17 protein-coding genes are annotated in these 17740 nt (G+C 64.4%); 5 read left to right on the top strand and 12 right to left on the bottom strand.

All coding sequences use genetic code 11. The features are described from left to right. The first annotated feature begins 43 nt into the window (after nt 1-43). Both K0B96_RS06010 and K0B96_RS06005 read left to right on the top strand, forming a co-directional pair. A complete protein-coding gene (locus tag K0B96_RS06010; protein WP_220164961.1) occupies nt 44-1135 on the top strand; it encodes a glycosyltransferase in 1092 nt (363 codons plus the stop codon). Further along, nucleotides 1132-1908, top strand: a complete 777-nt coding sequence (locus tag K0B96_RS06005; RefSeq protein WP_220164959.1) for a DeoR/GlpR family DNA-binding transcription regulator — start codon at nt 1132-1134, stop codon at nt 1906-1908. Before K0B96_RS06010 ends, K0B96_RS06005 begins: the two co-directional genes overlap by 4 nt. Nucleotides 1909-1968: 60 nt before the next feature. Here K0B96_RS06005 and tkt read toward each other — a convergent pair whose 3' ends face one another. The 4 genes from tkt to rpsP form a co-directional block, all read right to left on the bottom strand. Then, complete coding sequence (gene tkt / locus K0B96_RS06000; protein WP_220164950.1) at nt 1969-3960, bottom strand: transketolase; 1992 nt, start codon at nt 3958-3960, stop codon at nt 1969-1971. A 114-nt stretch (nt 3961-4074) separates the two neighbouring features. After that, nucleotides 4075-4446 (bottom strand): 50S ribosomal protein L19, encoded by a 372-nt coding sequence (gene rplS / locus K0B96_RS05995; protein WP_220164948.1) that lies wholly within the window; start codon nt 4444-4446, stop codon nt 4075-4077. Then, the gene (trmD, locus tag K0B96_RS05990) at nt 4443-5129 is read right to left on the bottom strand and encodes a tRNA (guanosine(37)-N1)-methyltransferase TrmD (RefSeq protein ID WP_220164946.1); all 687 of its coding nucleotides are present in this window, start codon (nt 5127-5129) and stop codon (nt 4443-4445) included. Before trmD ends, rplS begins: the two co-directional genes overlap by 4 nt. A 138-nt stretch (nt 5130-5267) precedes the next feature. Next, nucleotides 5268-5540, bottom strand: coding sequence for a 30S ribosomal protein S16 (rpsP, locus tag K0B96_RS05985; RefSeq protein WP_220164944.1), 273 nt, complete (start codon nt 5538-5540; stop codon nt 5268-5270). 102 nt (nt 5541-5642) lie between these two features. Here rpsP and ychF point away from each other — a divergent pair, with 102 nt between their 5' ends. Next, nucleotides 5643-6746 (top strand): redox-regulated ATPase YchF, encoded by a 1104-nt coding sequence (gene ychF, locus K0B96_RS05980; protein WP_220164941.1) that lies wholly within the window; start codon nt 5643-5645, stop codon nt 6744-6746. A 27-nt stretch (nt 6747-6773) separates the two neighbouring features. Here ychF and pcp read toward each other — a convergent pair whose 3' ends face one another. The 7 genes from pcp to K0B96_RS05945 are packed head-to-tail and all read right to left on the bottom strand — an operon-like array spanning nt 6774 to nt 12731. Next, the gene (gene pcp, locus K0B96_RS05975) at nt 6774-7433 is read right to left on the bottom strand and encodes a pyroglutamyl-peptidase I (RefSeq protein ID WP_255558919.1); all 660 of its coding nucleotides are present in this window, start codon (nt 7431-7433) and stop codon (nt 6774-6776) included. 19 nt (nt 7434-7452) lie between these two features. Further along, complete coding sequence (locus K0B96_RS05970) at nt 7453-8415, bottom strand: DUF979 domain-containing protein (RefSeq protein ID WP_220164937.1); 963 nt, start codon at nt 8413-8415, stop codon at nt 7453-7455. After that, nucleotides 8412-9107: a DUF969 domain-containing protein gene (locus K0B96_RS05965; protein ID WP_220164935.1), complete on the bottom strand. Its 696-nt coding sequence runs from the start codon at nt 9105-9107 to the stop codon at nt 8412-8414. Before K0B96_RS05965 ends, K0B96_RS05970 begins: the two co-directional genes overlap by 4 nt. Further along, complete coding sequence (locus K0B96_RS05960; protein WP_220164933.1) at nt 9104-9832, bottom strand: LamB/YcsF family protein; 729 nt, start codon at nt 9830-9832, stop codon at nt 9104-9106. The genes K0B96_RS05965 and K0B96_RS05960 overlap by 4 nt, the downstream gene beginning before the upstream one ends. 2 nt (nt 9833-9834) lie before the next feature. Next, nucleotides 9835-10755, bottom strand: coding sequence for a 5-oxoprolinase subunit C family protein (locus K0B96_RS05955; protein ID WP_220164931.1), 921 nt, complete (start codon nt 10753-10755; stop codon nt 9835-9837). After that, complete coding sequence (pxpB, locus tag K0B96_RS05950; protein ID WP_220164929.1) at nt 10752-11423, bottom strand: 5-oxoprolinase subunit PxpB; 672 nt, start codon at nt 11421-11423, stop codon at nt 10752-10754. Before pxpB ends, K0B96_RS05955 begins: the two co-directional genes overlap by 4 nt. Before the next feature lie 18 nt (nt 11424-11441). Next, nucleotides 11442-12731, bottom strand: a complete 1290-nt coding sequence (locus K0B96_RS05945) for a glucose-1-phosphate adenylyltransferase (RefSeq protein ID WP_220164927.1) — start codon at nt 12729-12731, stop codon at nt 11442-11444. 69 nt (nt 12732-12800) lie between these two features. On the opposite strand from K0B96_RS05945, the gene glmS reads away from it, so the two are divergent. Then, nucleotides 12801-14654 carry a glutamine--fructose-6-phosphate transaminase (isomerizing) gene (gene glmS, locus K0B96_RS05940; RefSeq protein ID WP_220164925.1) on the top strand — a complete coding sequence of 618 codons (1854 nt, stop codon included), beginning with the start codon at nt 12801-12803 and terminating at the stop codon, nt 14652-14654. Between the two features lie 159 nt (nt 14655-14813). Next, entirely contained in the window at nt 14814-16352 is a 1539-nt protein-coding gene (locus tag K0B96_RS05935; protein ID WP_220164922.1) for an adenylosuccinate synthetase, read from the top strand. An 82-nt stretch (nt 16353-16434) separates the two neighbouring features. Here K0B96_RS05935 and K0B96_RS05930 read toward each other — a convergent pair whose 3' ends face one another. Then, entirely contained in the window at nt 16435-17736 is a 1302-nt protein-coding gene (locus tag K0B96_RS05930; RefSeq protein ID WP_220164921.1) for a bifunctional folylpolyglutamate synthase/dihydrofolate synthase, read from the bottom strand. Nucleotides 17737-17740: the final 4 nt, after the last annotated feature.

The raw sequence follows: 17740 nt of genomic DNA, 5'->3' as shown, positions 1-17740 counted from the left end.
AAATAACCGACTTGCCACTTTCCGCCTGTCCGACCCTCCCGCAATGAAAATCCTCCTCGTGCAGGACTATCTGCGCAGCGGTGGCACCGAGCGCCAATCGATCCTGCTCGCGAACGAATTCGCTCACGCCGGACACACCGTTGGCCTCCTCACCTTTCGTCCCGGCGGCCCCCTTGCCCCGACGGTCAGCAACGCCGTCAGCCGGCTCACGCTGCAACCGGTCGACCTGCACCTCGACTGGTTTGCGCCGGGCCTCGTGTCGCGCGCCCGACGCTTCGCCCCCGCGGTGATTCTGTGCATGGGACGGATGGCCAATTGCTATAGCGGCCACCTTCAACGCCGCCTGCCCTCTTGCGCGATCGTTGGCACGCTGCGCACCGGCAAACCGCTGCCGTGGCTTTTCCGGCGGTCGTTGCCCCGCGTGCGGCACGTCGTCGCCAACAGCCGCGAGGCGCGCGATCACGCCCTCGTCGAGCAGCGCCTCGCTCCCGCTCGCTCCTCCGTCATCTACAACTCTCTGGTCTTTCCGGCGAATACTCCGCAGTCCCTTCCGTCTTCACCACGTGGCACGGTGCGCGCGGTCCACGGCGCGCGCGACTCGACGACGGTGCTGCTCAACGTCGCGATGTTTCGACCCGAAAAAAATCAGCGCGAGCTCATCGAAATCGCCGCCGGTCTTCCGGCAGAACTCGACTGGCAACTCTGGCTCGCTGGCGACGGCCCGGCTCGCGCCGCCTGCGAACAACTCGCGGAGGCCCGCGGACTCACGGCGCGCGTGAAATTCCTCGGCTGGCAGAAAGACCCGTCCGCCCTGTATGCGGGCGGCGACATCGCGGTGCATGCCTCGACCAGCGAATCTTTGTCCAACTTTCTCATCGAAGCCCAGGCGCACGGCCTGCCGGCGGTGGCCTGCGCCGCGCAGGGTATCCGCGAGTGCTTCATTCCTGGCGAAACCGGCGTGGTGCTGCGTCCGGGCGATCGCCACGGCTTCCGCGCCGCAGTGCTGCGTTTTGCCGAAGCTGATCCGCTGCGCGCCGCCCGCGCCCGGGCGTTTGCCCGCGAAACGTTCGACGTCACCCGGCAGGTCGACGCTTACCTCGACCTTTTCCTGCGTCTCGCTACACCAATCTCATGACGCACAAGCAGCGGATCGACCTGATCGAACGCTTCATCCGGGAGCATCAATACGCCGACCTCCGCACGCTCGCGGAAAAATTCGCCGGCTCGCTCTCCACGGTCCGCCGTGCGCTCGATCATCTGGAGACCTGCGGCATCGTGCGCCGTCACCACGGCGGCGCCTCCCTCGTGGAGGCCGACGCGGTGGCCCAAGAATATGATTTCATCGCGCGTAACCAGCGCCACCCGGAAGAGAAATTTGCCATTGCCAGCCTCATCGCTGCTCAAGTTCAGCCGGGCATGACGGTCATCCTCGATGGCGGCAGCACGACCTTCGCGGTGGCGCGCCTGCTCGCCGACAAACGCCTGCAAGTCATCACCAATTCCCTGCCCGTCGCGGGATTTTTCGGCGAGATCGGTAGCGTGGAGACGATCGTGACCGGTGGCAGCATCTACAGCCGGCTCGGCGTCTTGGTCGGGCCGATGTGCGAGCAGTCGTTCGAGCAAACTCACGCGGATCTCGCGATCCTTGGCGGTGCGGGCATCACCGAAAGCGGCATCTGGAATCACAATACCCTCATTGTGGCCGCGCAGCGCAAAATGATCGCCGCTGCCGAACGCACCATCTTCGCGTTGGACAATTCGAAATTCGGCCGGAAAGCGCTCAGTCTCACGACACCCTTCGATCCGCGGTTCACGATCGTGACCGACGTCCGACCCACGCCCGCCGTTGTGAAAGCGATTCACGCGTCCGGCGCGAAGCTCACGCTCACGGGCAAGCGCCCGGCCTGAAAAGCGCGCGCGGAAATTTCCGTTTCCGCGCGCGAATGATTATCGGCGCCCCAGCGGCGGTCAGCTCAACGAACGGGCCGCTGCCACCACCGCGTCGGTCGTGATACCCAGTTCCTTGAATACCACCGGGCCCGGCGCACTCAGGCCGAACCGGTCGATGCCCACGGACTTGCCGTCGAGCCCAACATACCGGGCCCAAAGATCGGTCACGCCCGCCTCGATGGACACCCGACGGCGGCAATCGCGCGGCAAAACCGATTCGCGATATTCCACCGACTGGCGGTCAAAGCGTTCGAACGATGGCATCGATACCACGCGCACGCCCGCCCCGAGTTCCTTCGCAGCGGCAACCGCGTATTGCAGCTCGCTGCCGCTCGCCAAGAGGATGTGCGTGAGCGGTGCCGTCTCCCGCACCGCCACATAACCGCCCTTCTGCGCTCCTTCACGACGCGTTTCCACCGGAATCTCGTTCAACGTCGGCAGCGCCTGGCGCGTCAACGCAAGCAGCGTGGGACCGTCCACGCGCTCGAGGGCCGCGGCAAATGCACCAGCGGTCTCCTCAGGATCAGCGGGACGGATCACGTCGAAATTCGGGATGACGCGCAGCGCGGAGATCGTCTCCACCGGCTGATGCGTCGGCCCGTCTTCCCCGACGCCGACCGAATCGTGCGTGTAAATATAAACCACCGGCAACTTCGAGAGCGCCGCGAGCCGCATCGAGGGCCGCGAATAGTCCGCAAAAACCAAAAACGTCGCGATACTCGGGCGAAACAGGCCGTCGTAGGCGATGCCGTTGGCGATCGCCGCCATGCCATGCTCACGAATGCCGAAGCGAATGTTCCGGCCCGCGCGATTGGTCGTGTCGAAATCCTTGTCCGCCGCGATGTAATTGAGCGTCGAACCGTAAAGATCGGCGCTGCCGCCGATCAGCAACGGCAGATCCGCCGCGATGGGTTGCAGCACATCGCGCCCCGTCGCCCGCGTCGCGAGTTTCGCGTCTGCGGGGAAGACCGGGATCTTTTGCAACAGCGTCGCTGCGCTCGGCGCTTGCGACGCCGAATCGAGCAACGCCGCCTTTTCCGGGTTCGCTTCGCGCCAGGCGCGGTAGGTCTTGGACCACTTGTTGCAAGCGCGCACGAGCCGCTGCTTGTGGCCGGCGAAATACGCCCGCACATCGTCGCTCACGAAGAAGTGCTGGTCGGCCGGGAGGCCGAGACCCGCACGGGCGGCATCGGCAAACTTGGCTCCGCCTTCGCCGTGGCCTTTGGCCGTGCCGGCGACTTCGGGAATGCCGCGGGCAATGAGCGTCTTGGCGATGATGAGCTGGGGCTTGCCGCTCTTGGACTTCTTCGCCTTGTTGAACGCCTTCAGGAAGGCCGGCATGTCGTGGCCGTCGACCGTCTGCACATCCCACTCGATGGCCTTGAAACGCGCCGCGGTATTTTCGCTCTGCGTCTTCGCCGCCATCGCGTCCAGCGTGACGTCGTTGGAATCGTAAATCAGGATCAGGTTGTCCAGTTTCTGGTGGCCGGCGAATTCGATCGCTTCCATCGCCACGCCTTCCTGCATGCAACCATCTCCCGCGAGGCAGACGACATGGTAGTCGAAGATCGCGTGGTCGGCGGTGTTGAAGCGCGCCGCGGCCATTTGCCCCGCGACCGCCATGCCGACGGCGTTGCCGATGCCTTGTCCGAGCGGACCAGTCGTCGCCTCGACTCCAGGCGTGTCGCGAAATTCCGGATGTCCCGGCGTGATGCTGTGCAGCGCGCGAAATTTCGTCAGTTCGTCCTGCGAGACCGCGTAGCCGCTGAGGTGCAGCCAGCTGTAAAGGAACATGCTGCCGTGGCCGGCCGAGAGCACAAAGCGATCGCGGTTCAGCCAGCGGGGGCGCTCCGGATTGTGCACCAACGCATGGCCGTAAAGGACCGCGCCGATTTCCGCACAGCCGAGAGGCAGGCCGAGATGCCCGGAGGAGCAGGTGTGCACGGCGTCGATGGCGAGGCCACGCGCTTGGTTGGCGGCTTTGGCGAGGAGATGAGTCTGAAGCGTCATGAGAGGAACATAGGATGGTTGCGGGAATCGGCGAGCGCGGGAAGTCCGAACTTGGGCACAAAAAAGCGAGCCGGCAACGGCTCGCTGGTAAAGAGTTGGGCCGAACGGCGGAGCTTAGCTCGCCGTGTTGCCCATGTGGCTGACCCGCTTCTTCACCGCCACGGCGGCCTTGCCGCTGCGCTGGCGGAGATAGTAGAGGCGCGCCCGCATCGGCTCGGACACGCGCTCGACCTCGATCTTGTCGATATTCGGCGAGTTGACCGGAAACACGCGCTCCACGCCTTCGCCGTAGCTGATGCGGCGGACGGTGAACGTCTCGTGAATGCCGTGACCCTTGCGGGCGATAACGATGCCGGCATAAACCTGCACGCGTTCTTTGTCGCCTTCGCGGACCTTCGTGTGCACGCGCACGCCGTCGCCGGTTTTGAACGGCGTAATGTCTTTTTTCACCTGCGCGGAGGTGATCTCAGTGATGATCGGGTTCATGGCTCGGAGTTATTGAGTAAATCGGGTCGGACCTGACGGGTTTTCTCCACCTGTCGCGCGTGCCGCCATTTCTCGATTTCGGCATGGTTGCCCGAGAGAAGGACCTCGGGGACGGACATGCCCCGATATTCGGCGGGACGCGTGTATTGAGGAAAGTCGAGCAACTTGCTGGTGAAGGATTCGTGCGTCAACGACTTTTCCTCGCCCAGCACTCCGGGGATGAAACGCGCCAACGCATCGATCGTCACCGCCGCAGGCAAGGTGCCATTGGTGAGCACGTAATCCCCGATGCTCAGCTCCTGATCGATCACGTGGTCGCGAATGCGTTGATCAATGCCTTCGTAGTGGCCGCTGAGAAAAATGAGATGCGTTTCCTGCGAAAGCGCCTCCGCGATTTTCGGCGACAACGGCGTGCCGTCGGGCGTGAGATAAATGCGGCGGCAGCCAGGAGTCTGCAACTGCTCCATCGCGGCGAAGACCGGTTCCGGCTTCATCACCATGCCCGCCCCGCCGCCAAACGGCCGGTCATCCGCCGTGCGATGCTTGTCCGTCGACCACGCGCGCAAATCATGCACTTTTACGCTCAGTAATCCCGCCTCAATACCCTTCCCTAAAATGCTCTCGGCCAGAATGCCGTCGAGCATCCGCGGAAAGAGCGTCAGAACGTCAATATGCAGCGGCACGGCTGATTCCTCGCGCAGAAAAGATCAGGAAACGAAGCGTTTCTTAAAAAGAAAAGCCCCGGAATGCATCCGAGGCTTCGGGTAGATCGGGCGCCGGGTGGCCCACGATCAAAGTTTTTCCTGGGTGAACGTCTCGCCTCAGGCGCTCGCCGGCGTCGCCGTCGCCGCTTCGGTCCGGCGGGCTTTCTTGATCATCGCGTGAACGGTGTCGGTCGGCAGCGCGCCTTTGCTCAGCCAGTAATCGACGCGGTCGAGCTTGATATTGATCGGGTTACCGTTGGTCTTCGGAGTGTAGGTGCCGATGTTTTCGACCGCGGCGCCGTCACGGCGGGAACGCGCTTCCGCGACGACAACGCGATAAAGCGGCTGGTGCACGGAGCCAACCTTGGTCAGACGAATTTTGAGAGCCATGACAGTGTTTTACGGAGCTATTCTTACTTGGAAAAGTTGAGGACAAGACGGACCCGCAAATGGCTTGTCAAGCCCCGACTCCCCCGCTGTGTTGACCGTCTTATGCTCAAAGCTGGCATCGTCGGCCTGCCCAACGTGGGCAAGTCCACTCTTTTCAACGCGCTCACCCGTTCCCGCAAGGCCGAGGCCGCCAATTATCCGTTCTGCACGATCGATCCCAACGTCGGCGTCGTCACCGTTCCAGATGAACGCCTCGCCGTCCTGCAAAAGATCGCCAAAACCAACGTCGTCATCCCCGCCGCCATCGAGTTCGTCGATATCGCCGGCCTCGTCGCCGGGGCCAGCAAGGGCGAAGGTTTGGGTAACCAGTTCCTCGCCAACATCCGCGAGGTCGACGCCATCGTGCAGGTCGTGCGCTGCTTCGAGGACTCCGACATCGTTCACACCATGGGGACGATCGACCCGGTCCGCGACATCGAGGTGATCACGACCGAGCTCGTCCTCGCCGATCTCGACGCCGTCGCCAAACGCATCGACAAGACGCAAAAGAAAGCCAAGTCGGGCGACAAAGAGGCGCAGGCGGAACTCGCTCTCCTGCAGAAGCTCGAGCCCCACCTCAACGCCGGCAAAACCGCCAACACGCTGCCTGCCACCGACGACGAGAAGGCCGCGATGAAATTGATCCAATTACTCACCGCTAAACCCGTTCTCTTCGCCTGCAACGTCGCCGAAAGCGATCTCGCCACCGCCGAGCAAAATCCCTTTGTGCAGCAAGTCGCCGACTACGTCCGCACGCATCACGACGCCGCTTACGTGCCGATCAGTGCCAAGATCGAGGCCGAGTTGATCGATCTCGCGCCCGAAGAGGCGAAAGCGTTCCTCAAAGATTTCGGCGTCGATGATTCCGGCGTTTCCTCGTTGATCCGCGGCACCTACGCCCTCCTCGGCCTGCAAACGTATTTCACCGCCGGCGAGAAAGAAGTCCGCGCTTGGACGATCAAGAAAGGCTGGAAAGCTCCCCAAGCCGCCGGCGTCATCCACACCGACTTCGAAAAAGGCTTCATCAAAGCGGAAGTCGTCAGCTACGCCGACCTCGCACGCCTCGGCTCGACCGCTGCCGCGCGCGAAGCCGGCAAGTATCGCCTCGAAGGCAAAGAATACGTCTTCGACGACGGCGACGTCGCGCTCTTCCGGTTTAACAACTGATCTCGCGCCCACGCGCGGCGCGCCGCGTCAATGTGTCTGCCCGCCGCCCGTGCGGCGATCGCGTCGCGTCGTCACCGCGACCTCCACGACCGTCGCGATCGCCTCGGTCATCGTGGCCAGCGGCAAACCCGGCTGGCCGCGTTTGCCTTGCTCGTCCGCCCACGGCACGTGCACGAATCCGCCGCGCACCCCTTTTCGCCGGCGCAACGCATGCATCAATCCGTAGAACGCGTGATTGCACACAAACGTCCCCGCCGTTTGCGACACCGCCGCCGGCACGCCGCGCGCCTGTAACGCCGCCACGATCGCCTTGATCGGCAGCGTCGACCAATATGCCGCGGGCCCGCCAGCCACGACCGGCCGGTCGATCGGCTGCCGCCCGCGGTTGTCCGGAATGCGCGCATCGTCGACGTTGATCGCGACGCGCTCCGGTGTGATCGCGTCGCGTCCGCCCGCCTGCCCCACGCCGATCACGAGCACCGGCTGGTGCGCCCGCAGCAGTCGCCGCAACTCTGCCACCGCATCGCCAAACGCGCACGGCAGCACCGCTCCGCGCACCCCGCACCCGCCGATTTCACGCCCGTCCAACGCCCGCGCGATCTCGGCCGACGGATTCATCGCGTCGCCGCCGAATGGCTCGAAGCCCGCCACGAGCACTACGTGCGATCTTGTTTTGCACCGCGTCATTGCTCGCTTCATTTCGCGCTCAAAATCGATAAACGCACAGCCACATCAACACCACATTCGCCGCGAAAATCACGACCGCCATCGGCGCCTGCGCGCGAATCACCGCGTGGCGGTCACGCAACTCGAGCAGCATCGCCGGCACGATGTTGAAGTTCGCCGCCATCGGCGTGAGCAACGTGCCGCAATAACCCGATAACATTCCAATCGACGCCATGATCGCCGGATCGCCGCCGTGTTGCCGGACGACGAGCGGCAGACCGATTCCTCCTGTGATGACGGCAAACGCCGCAAACGCGTTGCCCATGCAAATCGTGAACAGCGCCATCCCCCCGCAATATGCCAGCACCGCCACAAACGGCACCTGCGTCGGCAGCGCACTCGCCACCAGCCCGGCCACCACTTCCCCTACGCCCGACCGCGAGAAAATCCCTCCCAGCGCCGCGAGCAGTTGCGGCAAAATCAACGTCCACCCGATCGTCTGCAGCAAACGGCTTCCCTCCTCGACCGGCTCGCCCCACCGCGCCCGCGTCACCCGCAGCGCCAGGCCGAGGGCGATCACTGCGCCGAGCCCGAGCGCAACCAACGTCACCTGTTTCGCGTCCGCCAGCTGCACCGATCCCCACCGCACATGCGCCAGTGTCAGCGTGCCGATCACCGCTGTCGCCGGAATCGCGAGGGCCGGCCAGAACACGCGATTTCCCAGCCGCCGTGCCTCCTCCGCGCGCTCCATCGGCGCCGGCTGGCGCTCGCGCCCGCTCATCACGCGCCCCGTTGCCGCGAGCACGACGAGGACCAAGACGAGATAACCCACCACCAGCGGCGCGAGCCATTTTCCGGCCAGAAAAGTCACGCCCAGCACCGCCCAAAACGCCGCCGAACTCCACCGCCGCGGATGCGCCGGATCGCGCACAATCCGCCCCGCCACCAACAGCAGGATCACGCCGCACAACGCATAAAACGTCTCGAACGTGAGCAGCGTCATTTCTTTCCCGCCTCCTTCATCGAACTCGTGCGCGCTTCACTCGCGATCCGTCGATCCAGCGCGCGCGCCCGCCAGCCCATCGCGCCGAACGCCACCAACGCCGTCGGGATGCCCCACAAAGCCATGTGCCACACACTGACCGACAGCCCCTCCGCGTCGAAAAAACCTTTCATCAACAACACCGCGCCCACCGCGATGAAAATGTCTTCGCCGAAAAAATTGCCGATGTTCTCCGCCGCCGCCGCGTGCGCCCGAATCCGCTCCGAAATTTCCGGCGACACCTCGCCGTGCCGCGCCCGCGCCGCCGCCTCCGCCATCGGCGCAACCAGCGGCCGCACCGCTCCCGCGTGGCCACCGATATTGACGCCGAGGCTGATCGAAATTTGCCGCATCGCCGTGTAGAGCAGCAGCACCCGCCCCGCCGTCGCCGCGCCGGCGTGTTTGATCAACATCTCGGCTCGCTCCTTCAAGCCGTGCCGCTCCAACAGCCCGATCACCGGCAACATCAGCACGACCGGCAGCGTCATGTAACGATTCTCGACGAAAAATTTCCCAAACAGCTCGATCACCTCGTTGAACGACATTCCCGCCGAAAGCCCCGTCGCCACGCCCGCCGCCAAGACCACGAGCAAGGTATTCGCGCGCACCGCGAAACCCGCCGCGACGATCAGAATGCCGATTAATTTAATCATGCCGTGAAAGCCCGCACCGCCACGCCGGTCCGCGCCAGTTCCCGTCGCAGGCTCACCGCAAATTCCACCGCGTGCGCCCCGTCGCCATGCAGACAAACGGTCTCGGCGCGAATCGCCACGTCGGTGCCGGCGACCGATCGCAGCGCGCCTGCGCGGATCATTCGCACGACCTGCGCAACCGCGACCTCTTCGCGCTCGATCATCGCGTCCGCTTGTCCCCGCGGCGTCAGCGCTCCATCCGGCTGATACGTGCGATCGCCAAAAACCTCCTCCGCCACGCGCAATCCCGCCCCTCGCGCCGCCCGCGCGAGTTCCCCACCCGCCAGCGCATATACGATCAACGTCGCGTCGATCTCGCGAATCGCCGCCACCAGGACGTCCGCCGTCGCGCGATCCCGCGCCGCCAGAGTGTAGAGCGCGCCGTGTGGTTTCACATGCTGCACGCGCGCGAGCTGCCGCAACGCGTCGACTTGCGTCCGCATCAACTCTCGCAGCGCACCGGCGCTCAGCCGCTGTTCTCGTCGGCCGAAATGCTCACGATCCGCAAAACCGGGATGTGCGCCGATTTGCACGCCCCAGCGCTCGGCCAGCGCCACGGTCTGGCGCATCGTCGTAGCGTCACCGGCGTGCCCCCCACAAGCGATGTTCGCCGACGTGATGAGCGGCATCAGCTCCGCATCGTGCGGCGCGCCTTCCCCGAGATCGCAGTTCAAATCGATCCGCATCGTCACCGAAAACGCGCCTCCAGCCCGGTCCGGATCAACGCGATCGTTTGCTCGCGTTCGCGCCAGAGTCGGTGCCCCTCTTCCAGCGTCACCGTGCGAAAACGAATCGTGTCGCCCGGCTTCACGTTCGCGACGAGCGGCAGGTCCACATCGATGACGTGCGCCACGCGCGGATATCCGCCCATCGTCTGCGCATCCGCCAAAAGCACAATCGGCTGTCCTCCCGGCGGCACCTGCACCGTTCCCGGCGCCACCGGCGATGAAACCAGCTCCGCGGTCGACGCGCGCACCAACGCCGCGCCGTCCAGCCGCACGCCCATGCGATCCGACCGCGCCGACACCCGGAATTCGTTCGCCAGCCACGCTCCGGAAAACTCCTCCGCCTGCGCTCCCGGAATGACGCGCACCACCACGTGCTCGCCGTAGGCGGGCAACACCTGCGGATCGAGCCGCCAGTGCGGCTCCAATTTCCCGGCGGACGCGCTGCCCAAAGGCAGCACGTCGCCTTCGTGCAGCACCCTTCCCTGCCACCCGCCGAACCCCGCGCGCAGACACGTGCTGCGACTTCCCAACACGACCGGCACCTCGATTCCACCGCTGATCGCGACGATCGCGCGGCACCCCGCCACGAGCGGCCCGAGCGCCACGCGTTCGCCCGCGCTCACATGAAACGGATGCCAGGACTCGCGCTCCGCAAAACGCCCGCCGCCGATCGCGACCAGCCGGTCGTCCGCAAAAACCAATTCAGGTCCCGTCAACGTCACCTCCAGCGCCGCGGCATTTTCTGCGTTGCCCACCAGCAGATTCGCGAGCCGCAACGCCAGTCGGTCCGCCGCGCCGCTCAATGGCACGCCTTCGTGCCGGTGTCCGGTGCGGCCCAAGTCCTGCACCGTCGTCGCCATTCCTGGCCGCAAAATCGTCATGCCCATCGCCGGAATTCCTCCTCCGAAATCGCGCGGAACGTCACGCAGTCGCCCGCTCGCAACCACGATGGTTCGGCGCGCGCGGGATCGAACAACCGCAGCGGCGTGCGCCCGATCACGTTCCACCCGCCCGGTGTCGCCAACGGATAGACGCCCGTCTGCGCGCCTCCAATCCCGACCGAGCCCGCCGCCACCACCGCTCGCGGCGTCGCCCGCCGCGGACACCGCAACGCCATCGGCAAGCCGCCGAGGTAACCGAAGCCCGGCGCGAACCCCACGGCGTGCACCACATACGCCGCGCCTGCGTGCAACTGCACCACTTCGTCATTCGTTCGCTGCGCACGCCGCGCCACCTCTTCGAGATCCGGCCCAAACTCGCCCCCATAACACACCGGTATTTCCCGCTCGCGCCCGGTCGTGGCGCTCACGGCGGTTTCCGTGCCCGCACCTGCCGCGCTCAACCGCTCGCTCAACGTCGCATAATCAACCGAACCCGGATCGTAATAAACCGTCACCGCCGCATACGCCGCCACGATATCGATCACGCCCACCAGCGCCGCCGCCCGAATATTCGCCGCCAACGCCTGCGCCCGCGCCGCGGTTGCCTCCGATATTTCCCCTCCCAACTCCAGCGTCACCGCACTGTCGCCGAGAGGGATCGCGATCATACCACGCGAAGAAAAATCTCAAAACACTGTGCCCGATGCCAGCGTCACCCCTTTGGGCACCACCAGCACGCCGTCGCGAATCACGATATTGCCGTCGAGATAGGACCCGTCTTCCTTGCCTTCTGGCGAGATGACGCAGTTGTCGCCGATCCGCGCGTTTTTATCGATGATCGAATGCTTGATCCGGCAGTTGCGCCCCACGCCGAGATGCGGACGCCCGATCTCTTCGTTTTTCGCCAACTGCTCCGGGCTCTCGTAATAATCCGCGCCCATCACGATCACATCTTCCAATGACGTGCCGTCGCCGATGAACGTCCTGATCCCCAGGATCGAGTGCCGCAGACTCGAATCCGTAATGATCGACCCGTCGCCAATCACGACTTGATCGATCTCGCATCGATTCAATTTCGACGCCGGCAGATAGCGGTCCTGCGTGTAAATCGGCGCCGACGCATCGAAAAAGTTGAACGGTGGCAACGGCTGCGCGAGCGCGAGATTCGCCTCGAAAAACGCCCGCACCGTTCCGATGTCCTCCCAGTATCCCTCGAACACGAAGGCCGACAGCTTCATCTTTCCGAGCAACCCCGGGATGATTTCCTTGCCGAAGTCCGCCATCGTCGTGTCCAGCGCCTTCGCCAGCGCCGAACGGTTGAACACGTAAATACCCATCGACGCCAGACAGCGTGGCTCGTCCGAAGGCGTCTTCAGCTGCGCCTCCACGCTCGGACTCAACGCCAGGCTCCGGATGATCGCCGGATCCTTGGGCTTCTCGGCAAACTCTTGAATCTCCAGCGCATCATTCACGCGCATGAGCCCCAGTCCCTCGACCTTCGACACCGCAAACGGCACCGCCGCCAGCGTCACGTCCGCGCCGCTCTTTACGTGTTGGTCGATGATCTCGCGGTAATCCATCCGGTAGAGCTGATCGCCCGAGAGGATCAGCACGAGGTCGTGCGGAAACGCCCGAAAATGCATCAGATTGCGCCGCACCGCATCCGCCGTGCCTTGATACCAATCAGCGCCCTTCTCCGTCTGCTCCGCCGCCAGAATGTCCACGAACCCGCCGCCAAACGGATCGAAATGATACGTGCCCTGCACGTGGCGGTGCAGCGAAGCCGTCTGAAACTGCGTCAGCAAAAAGATCCGGTTGATCTCCGAGTTCAGGCAATTGCTGATCGGGATGTCCACCAGCCGGTATTTTCCCGCCAGCGGCACCGCGGGCTTGCAGCGCTCCGTCGTCAACGGGTGCAACCTCGTTCCCCGACCGCCGCCCATGATGACTGCCAATACGCGTTTGTGATAAGTCATAGTATTGCTGCTTGTCCCACCTTTGCCCTGCCCCGTATTTTCGCCAGTCAAAATCCACCAAAGCAATTTATGTGCGGCATCGTCGGCTACGTCGGTAAACAAAAAGCGTCGGTTATCATCCTCGAAGGCCTCAAACGGCTCGAGTATCGCGGGTATGACTCCGCGGGACTTTGCGTCGTCCAATCCGGTCGGCTGCAGCTCGCCAAAAAGGCCGGCCGCGTCGAGGTCCTCGCTAAGGAAGCCACGCGCCATCGCTTCGACGCCACGATCGGCATCGGCCATACGCGCTGGGCCACCCACGGCGGCGTCACCGATGCCAACGCCCATCCCCACCTCAGCAGCGATGGCAAATTCGCCCTGATTCACAACGGCGTCATCGAAAACTACGTCGGTATTAAGAAATTCCTTCTGGAGAAGGGTTATCACTTTCAGTCGGAGACGGACACCGAAGTCCTCTGCAACCTGATCGCCTACCACTACGCGAAAGAGCCCGTCGCCTCCGACTCACCGAACCGCTTCGTCGAGAGCGTGCGCAAATCCCTGCAGCACGTCGAAGGCACCTACGGCATCGCCGTGCTCTGCGTCGATTTTCCCACCGAAATCGTCGCCGCGCGCAAAGCCTCGCCGTTGATTCTCGGCGTCGGCACCGACGAATACATCGTCGCCAGCGACGCTTCCGCGCTGATCAGCCGCACGCAAAACGTCGTCTATCTCAACGATGGCGAGGTCGTGCACCTCACCCCGAGTACCTTTGCCATCACCACGCTCGATCAGGCGGACGTTTCTCCCGTGGTCGATCAGATCACCTGGTCCGTCGAGGATGCCGAGCGCGGCGCCTACACGCATTTCATGGAAAAGGAGATTTTCGAGCAGCCCACCGCGCTCGAGAACGCCATGCGCGGCCGCTTTTCCGAAGACGGGAGCACTGCTATTTTCGGCGGCCTCAACATCACGCCGGGCGAGTTCCGCGGCGTGGACCGCTTTGTCTTCTGCGCCTGCGGCACCGCGTGGCACGCCTGCCTCGTCACCGAGCATCTGATCGAGCGTTTCGCCCGCGTGCCCGTCGAGGTCGACTATGCATCCGAGTTTCGCTACCGCAACGCCCCCCTCGATTCCCACACGCTCTTCTTCGTCATCAGCCAGTCCGGCGAAACCATCGACACCCTCGCCGCGTTGCGCGAAGCCAAGCGCAAGGGCTACAAGGCCCTCGCCATTAACAATGCCGTCGGTTCCACCATCGCCCGCGAAGCCGACGGCGGCATTTTTCAACACGTCGGCCCCGAAATCGGCGTCGCGTCGACGAAGGCGTTCACCTCGCAACTCCTCGTGGGCGCGATGATCGCGCTCTACGTCGCCCGCATGCGCGACATGAGTTTCAGCGACGGCGTGCAATACGCCAACGCCCTCAAGGCCGTCCCCGGCCTTGTGCGGCGCGCGCTCGAGCAGGCGCCCCACATCAAGGCCATCGCCCGGCGCTTTGCGCACTACCACGACATGCTTTTTCTCGGGCGCCTGTCGCTGTTCCCGATCGCGCTCGAAGGCGCCCTGAAGCTCAAGGAAATCTCCTACATCCACGCCGAGGGCTATCCCGCCGCCGAAATGAAACACGGCCCCATCGCGCTGATCAGCGAGAAATGCCCCAGCGTCATCTTCGCGCCCGCCGGTGAAATGCACCAAAAAGTCATTTCCAGCATGCAGGAAATCAAGGCGCGCAAAGGCCCCGTCATCGCCATCGTCACCGAAGGCACCGAGCTCCCCGCCGGCCTCGCCGACGAGACGATCACCATTCCCGATTGCCACGAAGCCGTGCTCCCGATCGTCGCCACGATCCCCGTGCAGCTCCTCAGTTATTACATCGCCTGCGAACGCGGTTGCGACGTCGACAAGCCCCGGAATCTCGCGAAGTCCGTCACCGTCGAGTAAGCACGCGCCTCTCGGAAACCTCCGGCCCATCATTCGCCCCGCCGGTGGGCCGCGCGGCTGCGCGCGTCACCACGGGTATTTTTGTTTGCGCTCGCTCCCGCACTCGCCTTTTCCCTTGTCGGCAACAGGGGTCCTCTGACTTCGGTTGCCACGCCAACCATGTCGCTTACTCCCTTTACCAGCCAGCTCATCGCCGATGTCGGCATTTCCCTCGGTGATGAAGGCAAAGGCCGGCTGATCCCCGAAGTCGCCGACGAACTGCGCGGCACCTCCGCACCCGTGACCGTTGTCCTCAAGGTCAACGGCGGCGCCAACTCCGGCCACACCGCCGGCGGCATCAAGCTCAACCTCCTCCCGGCCGGCGTCGTCGTGCGCGACGCCGCCCACCTCTGCATCGGCAGCGGCGTCGTCGCCGACCCGCGCAAAATCTGGTGGGAAGCCACCCCGCTGGAGCAAAAAGGCTACGCCGTGCTCTCGCGCCTCCTGATCGACGAGCGCGCCCTCGTCTCCGATCTCACCCACCGTTTGCTCGACCTCGCGTGGGAGGATTATCGCGTCAACGTCCTCGCCGAAGAGCCGCGCGGTTCCACGGGCCGGGGCATCACGCCCGCCTATCTCGACGAGGTCGGCCAGCAACAAATCACCTTCGCCGATTTCCTCGGCGGTCCGAACTACTTCGCCCGCAAACTCGCGCAGCGCGCCGATCGCGCCTGCCGCACCATTCAACACGTCTGCCGCGTCAGCCCCGCGACGTGGGATTCCTTTTTCACCCAGCTCACCAACGCGGAAACGCGCGCCAACGGCGACGCCATCAAGCTCGGCCTTTTCTCCGCCGCCGATTTCGATTTTCACGCCTTCCGCGGCGACGCACCCTTCACGCTCAACCTCGAAAAACTCACCGCGGTTTATTGGGACGCCGGCACACGCCTCGCCCAAAACATCGGCGAGGTGCGCGAACTCATCCTCCGCGAACTCGCCGCCGGCCACACCATCATCGGCGAATTCGGCCAGGCCTACTGGCTCGACAAACGCCACGGCTTCTCGCCCAACGTCACCGCCTCGCACACGTTCACGCCCGAATTTTTCGAGAGCGCCAACATCCCCGTGCAGCCGATCCACACGTTCGGCGTCGCCAAAGCCTACGACACCAAAGTCGGCACGCACACCTTCCTCACGCAGATGGATGACGCCCATCCGCTCACCGCGCTGCTCAAACAACTCGAGTTCGGCACCAGCACCGGCCGCCAGCGCATGGTCGGCTGGTATGACGCCGTGGAAAAGGGCGACGCCCTCCGCTACGGCGGTTTTCAAGATCTGATGATCAACAAACTCGACGCGCTCACTCATGCGGGCGAATGGCGCGGCGAGCTCCTCATCTGCACCGCCTACGAAGATGCCGCCGGCCGACGCTACGCGCACGTGCCGCGCAACGAAGCCGTTCGCAAATCGCTGCGCCCCGTTTACGAGCGCCACCCTGGCTGGTCCGAAGACGTCTCCCACGTCCGCCATTTCGCCGACCTCCCGCGCAACGCCCAACGTTACGTCGCCGCCATGATGCGCTCGCTGATCGACGTCGCTTACGCCGGCGGTGCACTCCCCGCGACGCTCCCCAATCTGCGCTTCCTCGGCGTCGGCCCGCAACCCTCGCAAATCATCAAGGACGTGCCGCCGACCCGCGAACTTATCGCCCTCGCGTAAAGCCCGTCGCGTTCTCCTTTCCGCCGCGAACCGCCGCGGACCGTCGAGCGTTCGCCGCCCGCCGCCCGCGCGTTTTCGTCGTTCAGAAATCCTGCAAACGTCCTTCGTTCGCGCCGCGCGCCGGCTCGAGCCGCGCCAGAATTTCGCCCAGCAGGTAGATCGAACCCGTCACGACGACCACGTCGTCCGCGGCACCCACCCGACACTGTCCCGGCCCGGGGAAAATATCCGGGACGGTGCCGCGTCGCACCGTCCCGGAGAAGGTCGCCGGCACAAACGCCTCGAGTTCCTCCCACGAACAGGCCCGCTCCTGCTGCGGCCGCACGAGGTGAATCTCGCGCGCATACCGCGCAATCGTCTCCAACAACGGTCGCGCCCGCGCCGCCCCCAGCACGCCCGTCACCACTACGGGCTTTCTTCCTGTTCCCGCGAAGAGGCTCTGCAAATTTTCCTCCAGAGCCACCGCCCCTTCGGGATTGTGCGACGCATCGAACACGACCTGCTTTCCGCCGAGCGTCGTGCGCTGCCAGCGCCCCGGCCAAGTCACCTGCTGCAAGCCGCGCGCAACGATTTCGTCACTCAATCCCCAGCGCACGTCCATCCGCCGCGCCACCAATGCGGCCGTCGCTGCGTTCCATCGTTGGTAACGCCCCTCGAGATTCGTCAGCGGATAATTTCCGGTGTCGTCGCCATATACCTCGCGCACCGACACCACCGCCGCGCCGCGTTCCGCGGCGATTGCGCGCACCACCCTCTCCGCTCCTTCCGGCAATCGCCCGATCACCACCGGGCGCCCCGGCTTGATGATTCCGGCCTTCTCCGCCGCAATCTTCTCCACCGTGTCGCCCAGTTGCTCGCAGTGGTCGAGTCCGATCGATGTGATGACCGCGACTTCCGGCGTCACGATGTTGGTGGCGTCCAACCGCCCGCCCATCCCGACCTCGATCACGGCAATGTCGCAACTCCGGCGCGCAAACTGCAAAAACGCCATCGCTGTCATGAATTCGAAAAAGCTCGGCCGGGCGTCCGCCTCTGCGCGCCCGAGCACTTCGGCCAGCGGCTCCAGTTCCCTCGTGTAGGCCATGATTTCTCCTTCGCTCAACGGCACGCGGTCCACTTGCACGCGTTCGCCCAACCGCACCAGATGCGGCGAGGTGTAGAGTCCCGTGCGCCAGCCCGCCGCACGAAAAATCGCCTCCAGCATCGCGGCGACGGAGCCCTTGCCGTTCGTCCCCGCGACATGCACAACCGGCACCTGTCGTTCGGGATGCCCGAGCGCCGCCGCCAGACCTGCCATGCGATCGATGCCGAAGCGCACTCCCGCCGCCTTCAGGCTGAACAAATAATCCTGCACCGCCGCATAGGAATCGTGATCGCTGCTCATCGTT

The organism is Horticoccus luteus, from assembly GCF_019464535.1.
Classification (GTDB): Bacteria; Verrucomicrobiota; Verrucomicrobiia; order Opitutales; family Opitutaceae; genus Horticoccus; species Horticoccus luteus.
This window is presented reverse-complemented; position numbering and strand designations above follow the sequence as displayed.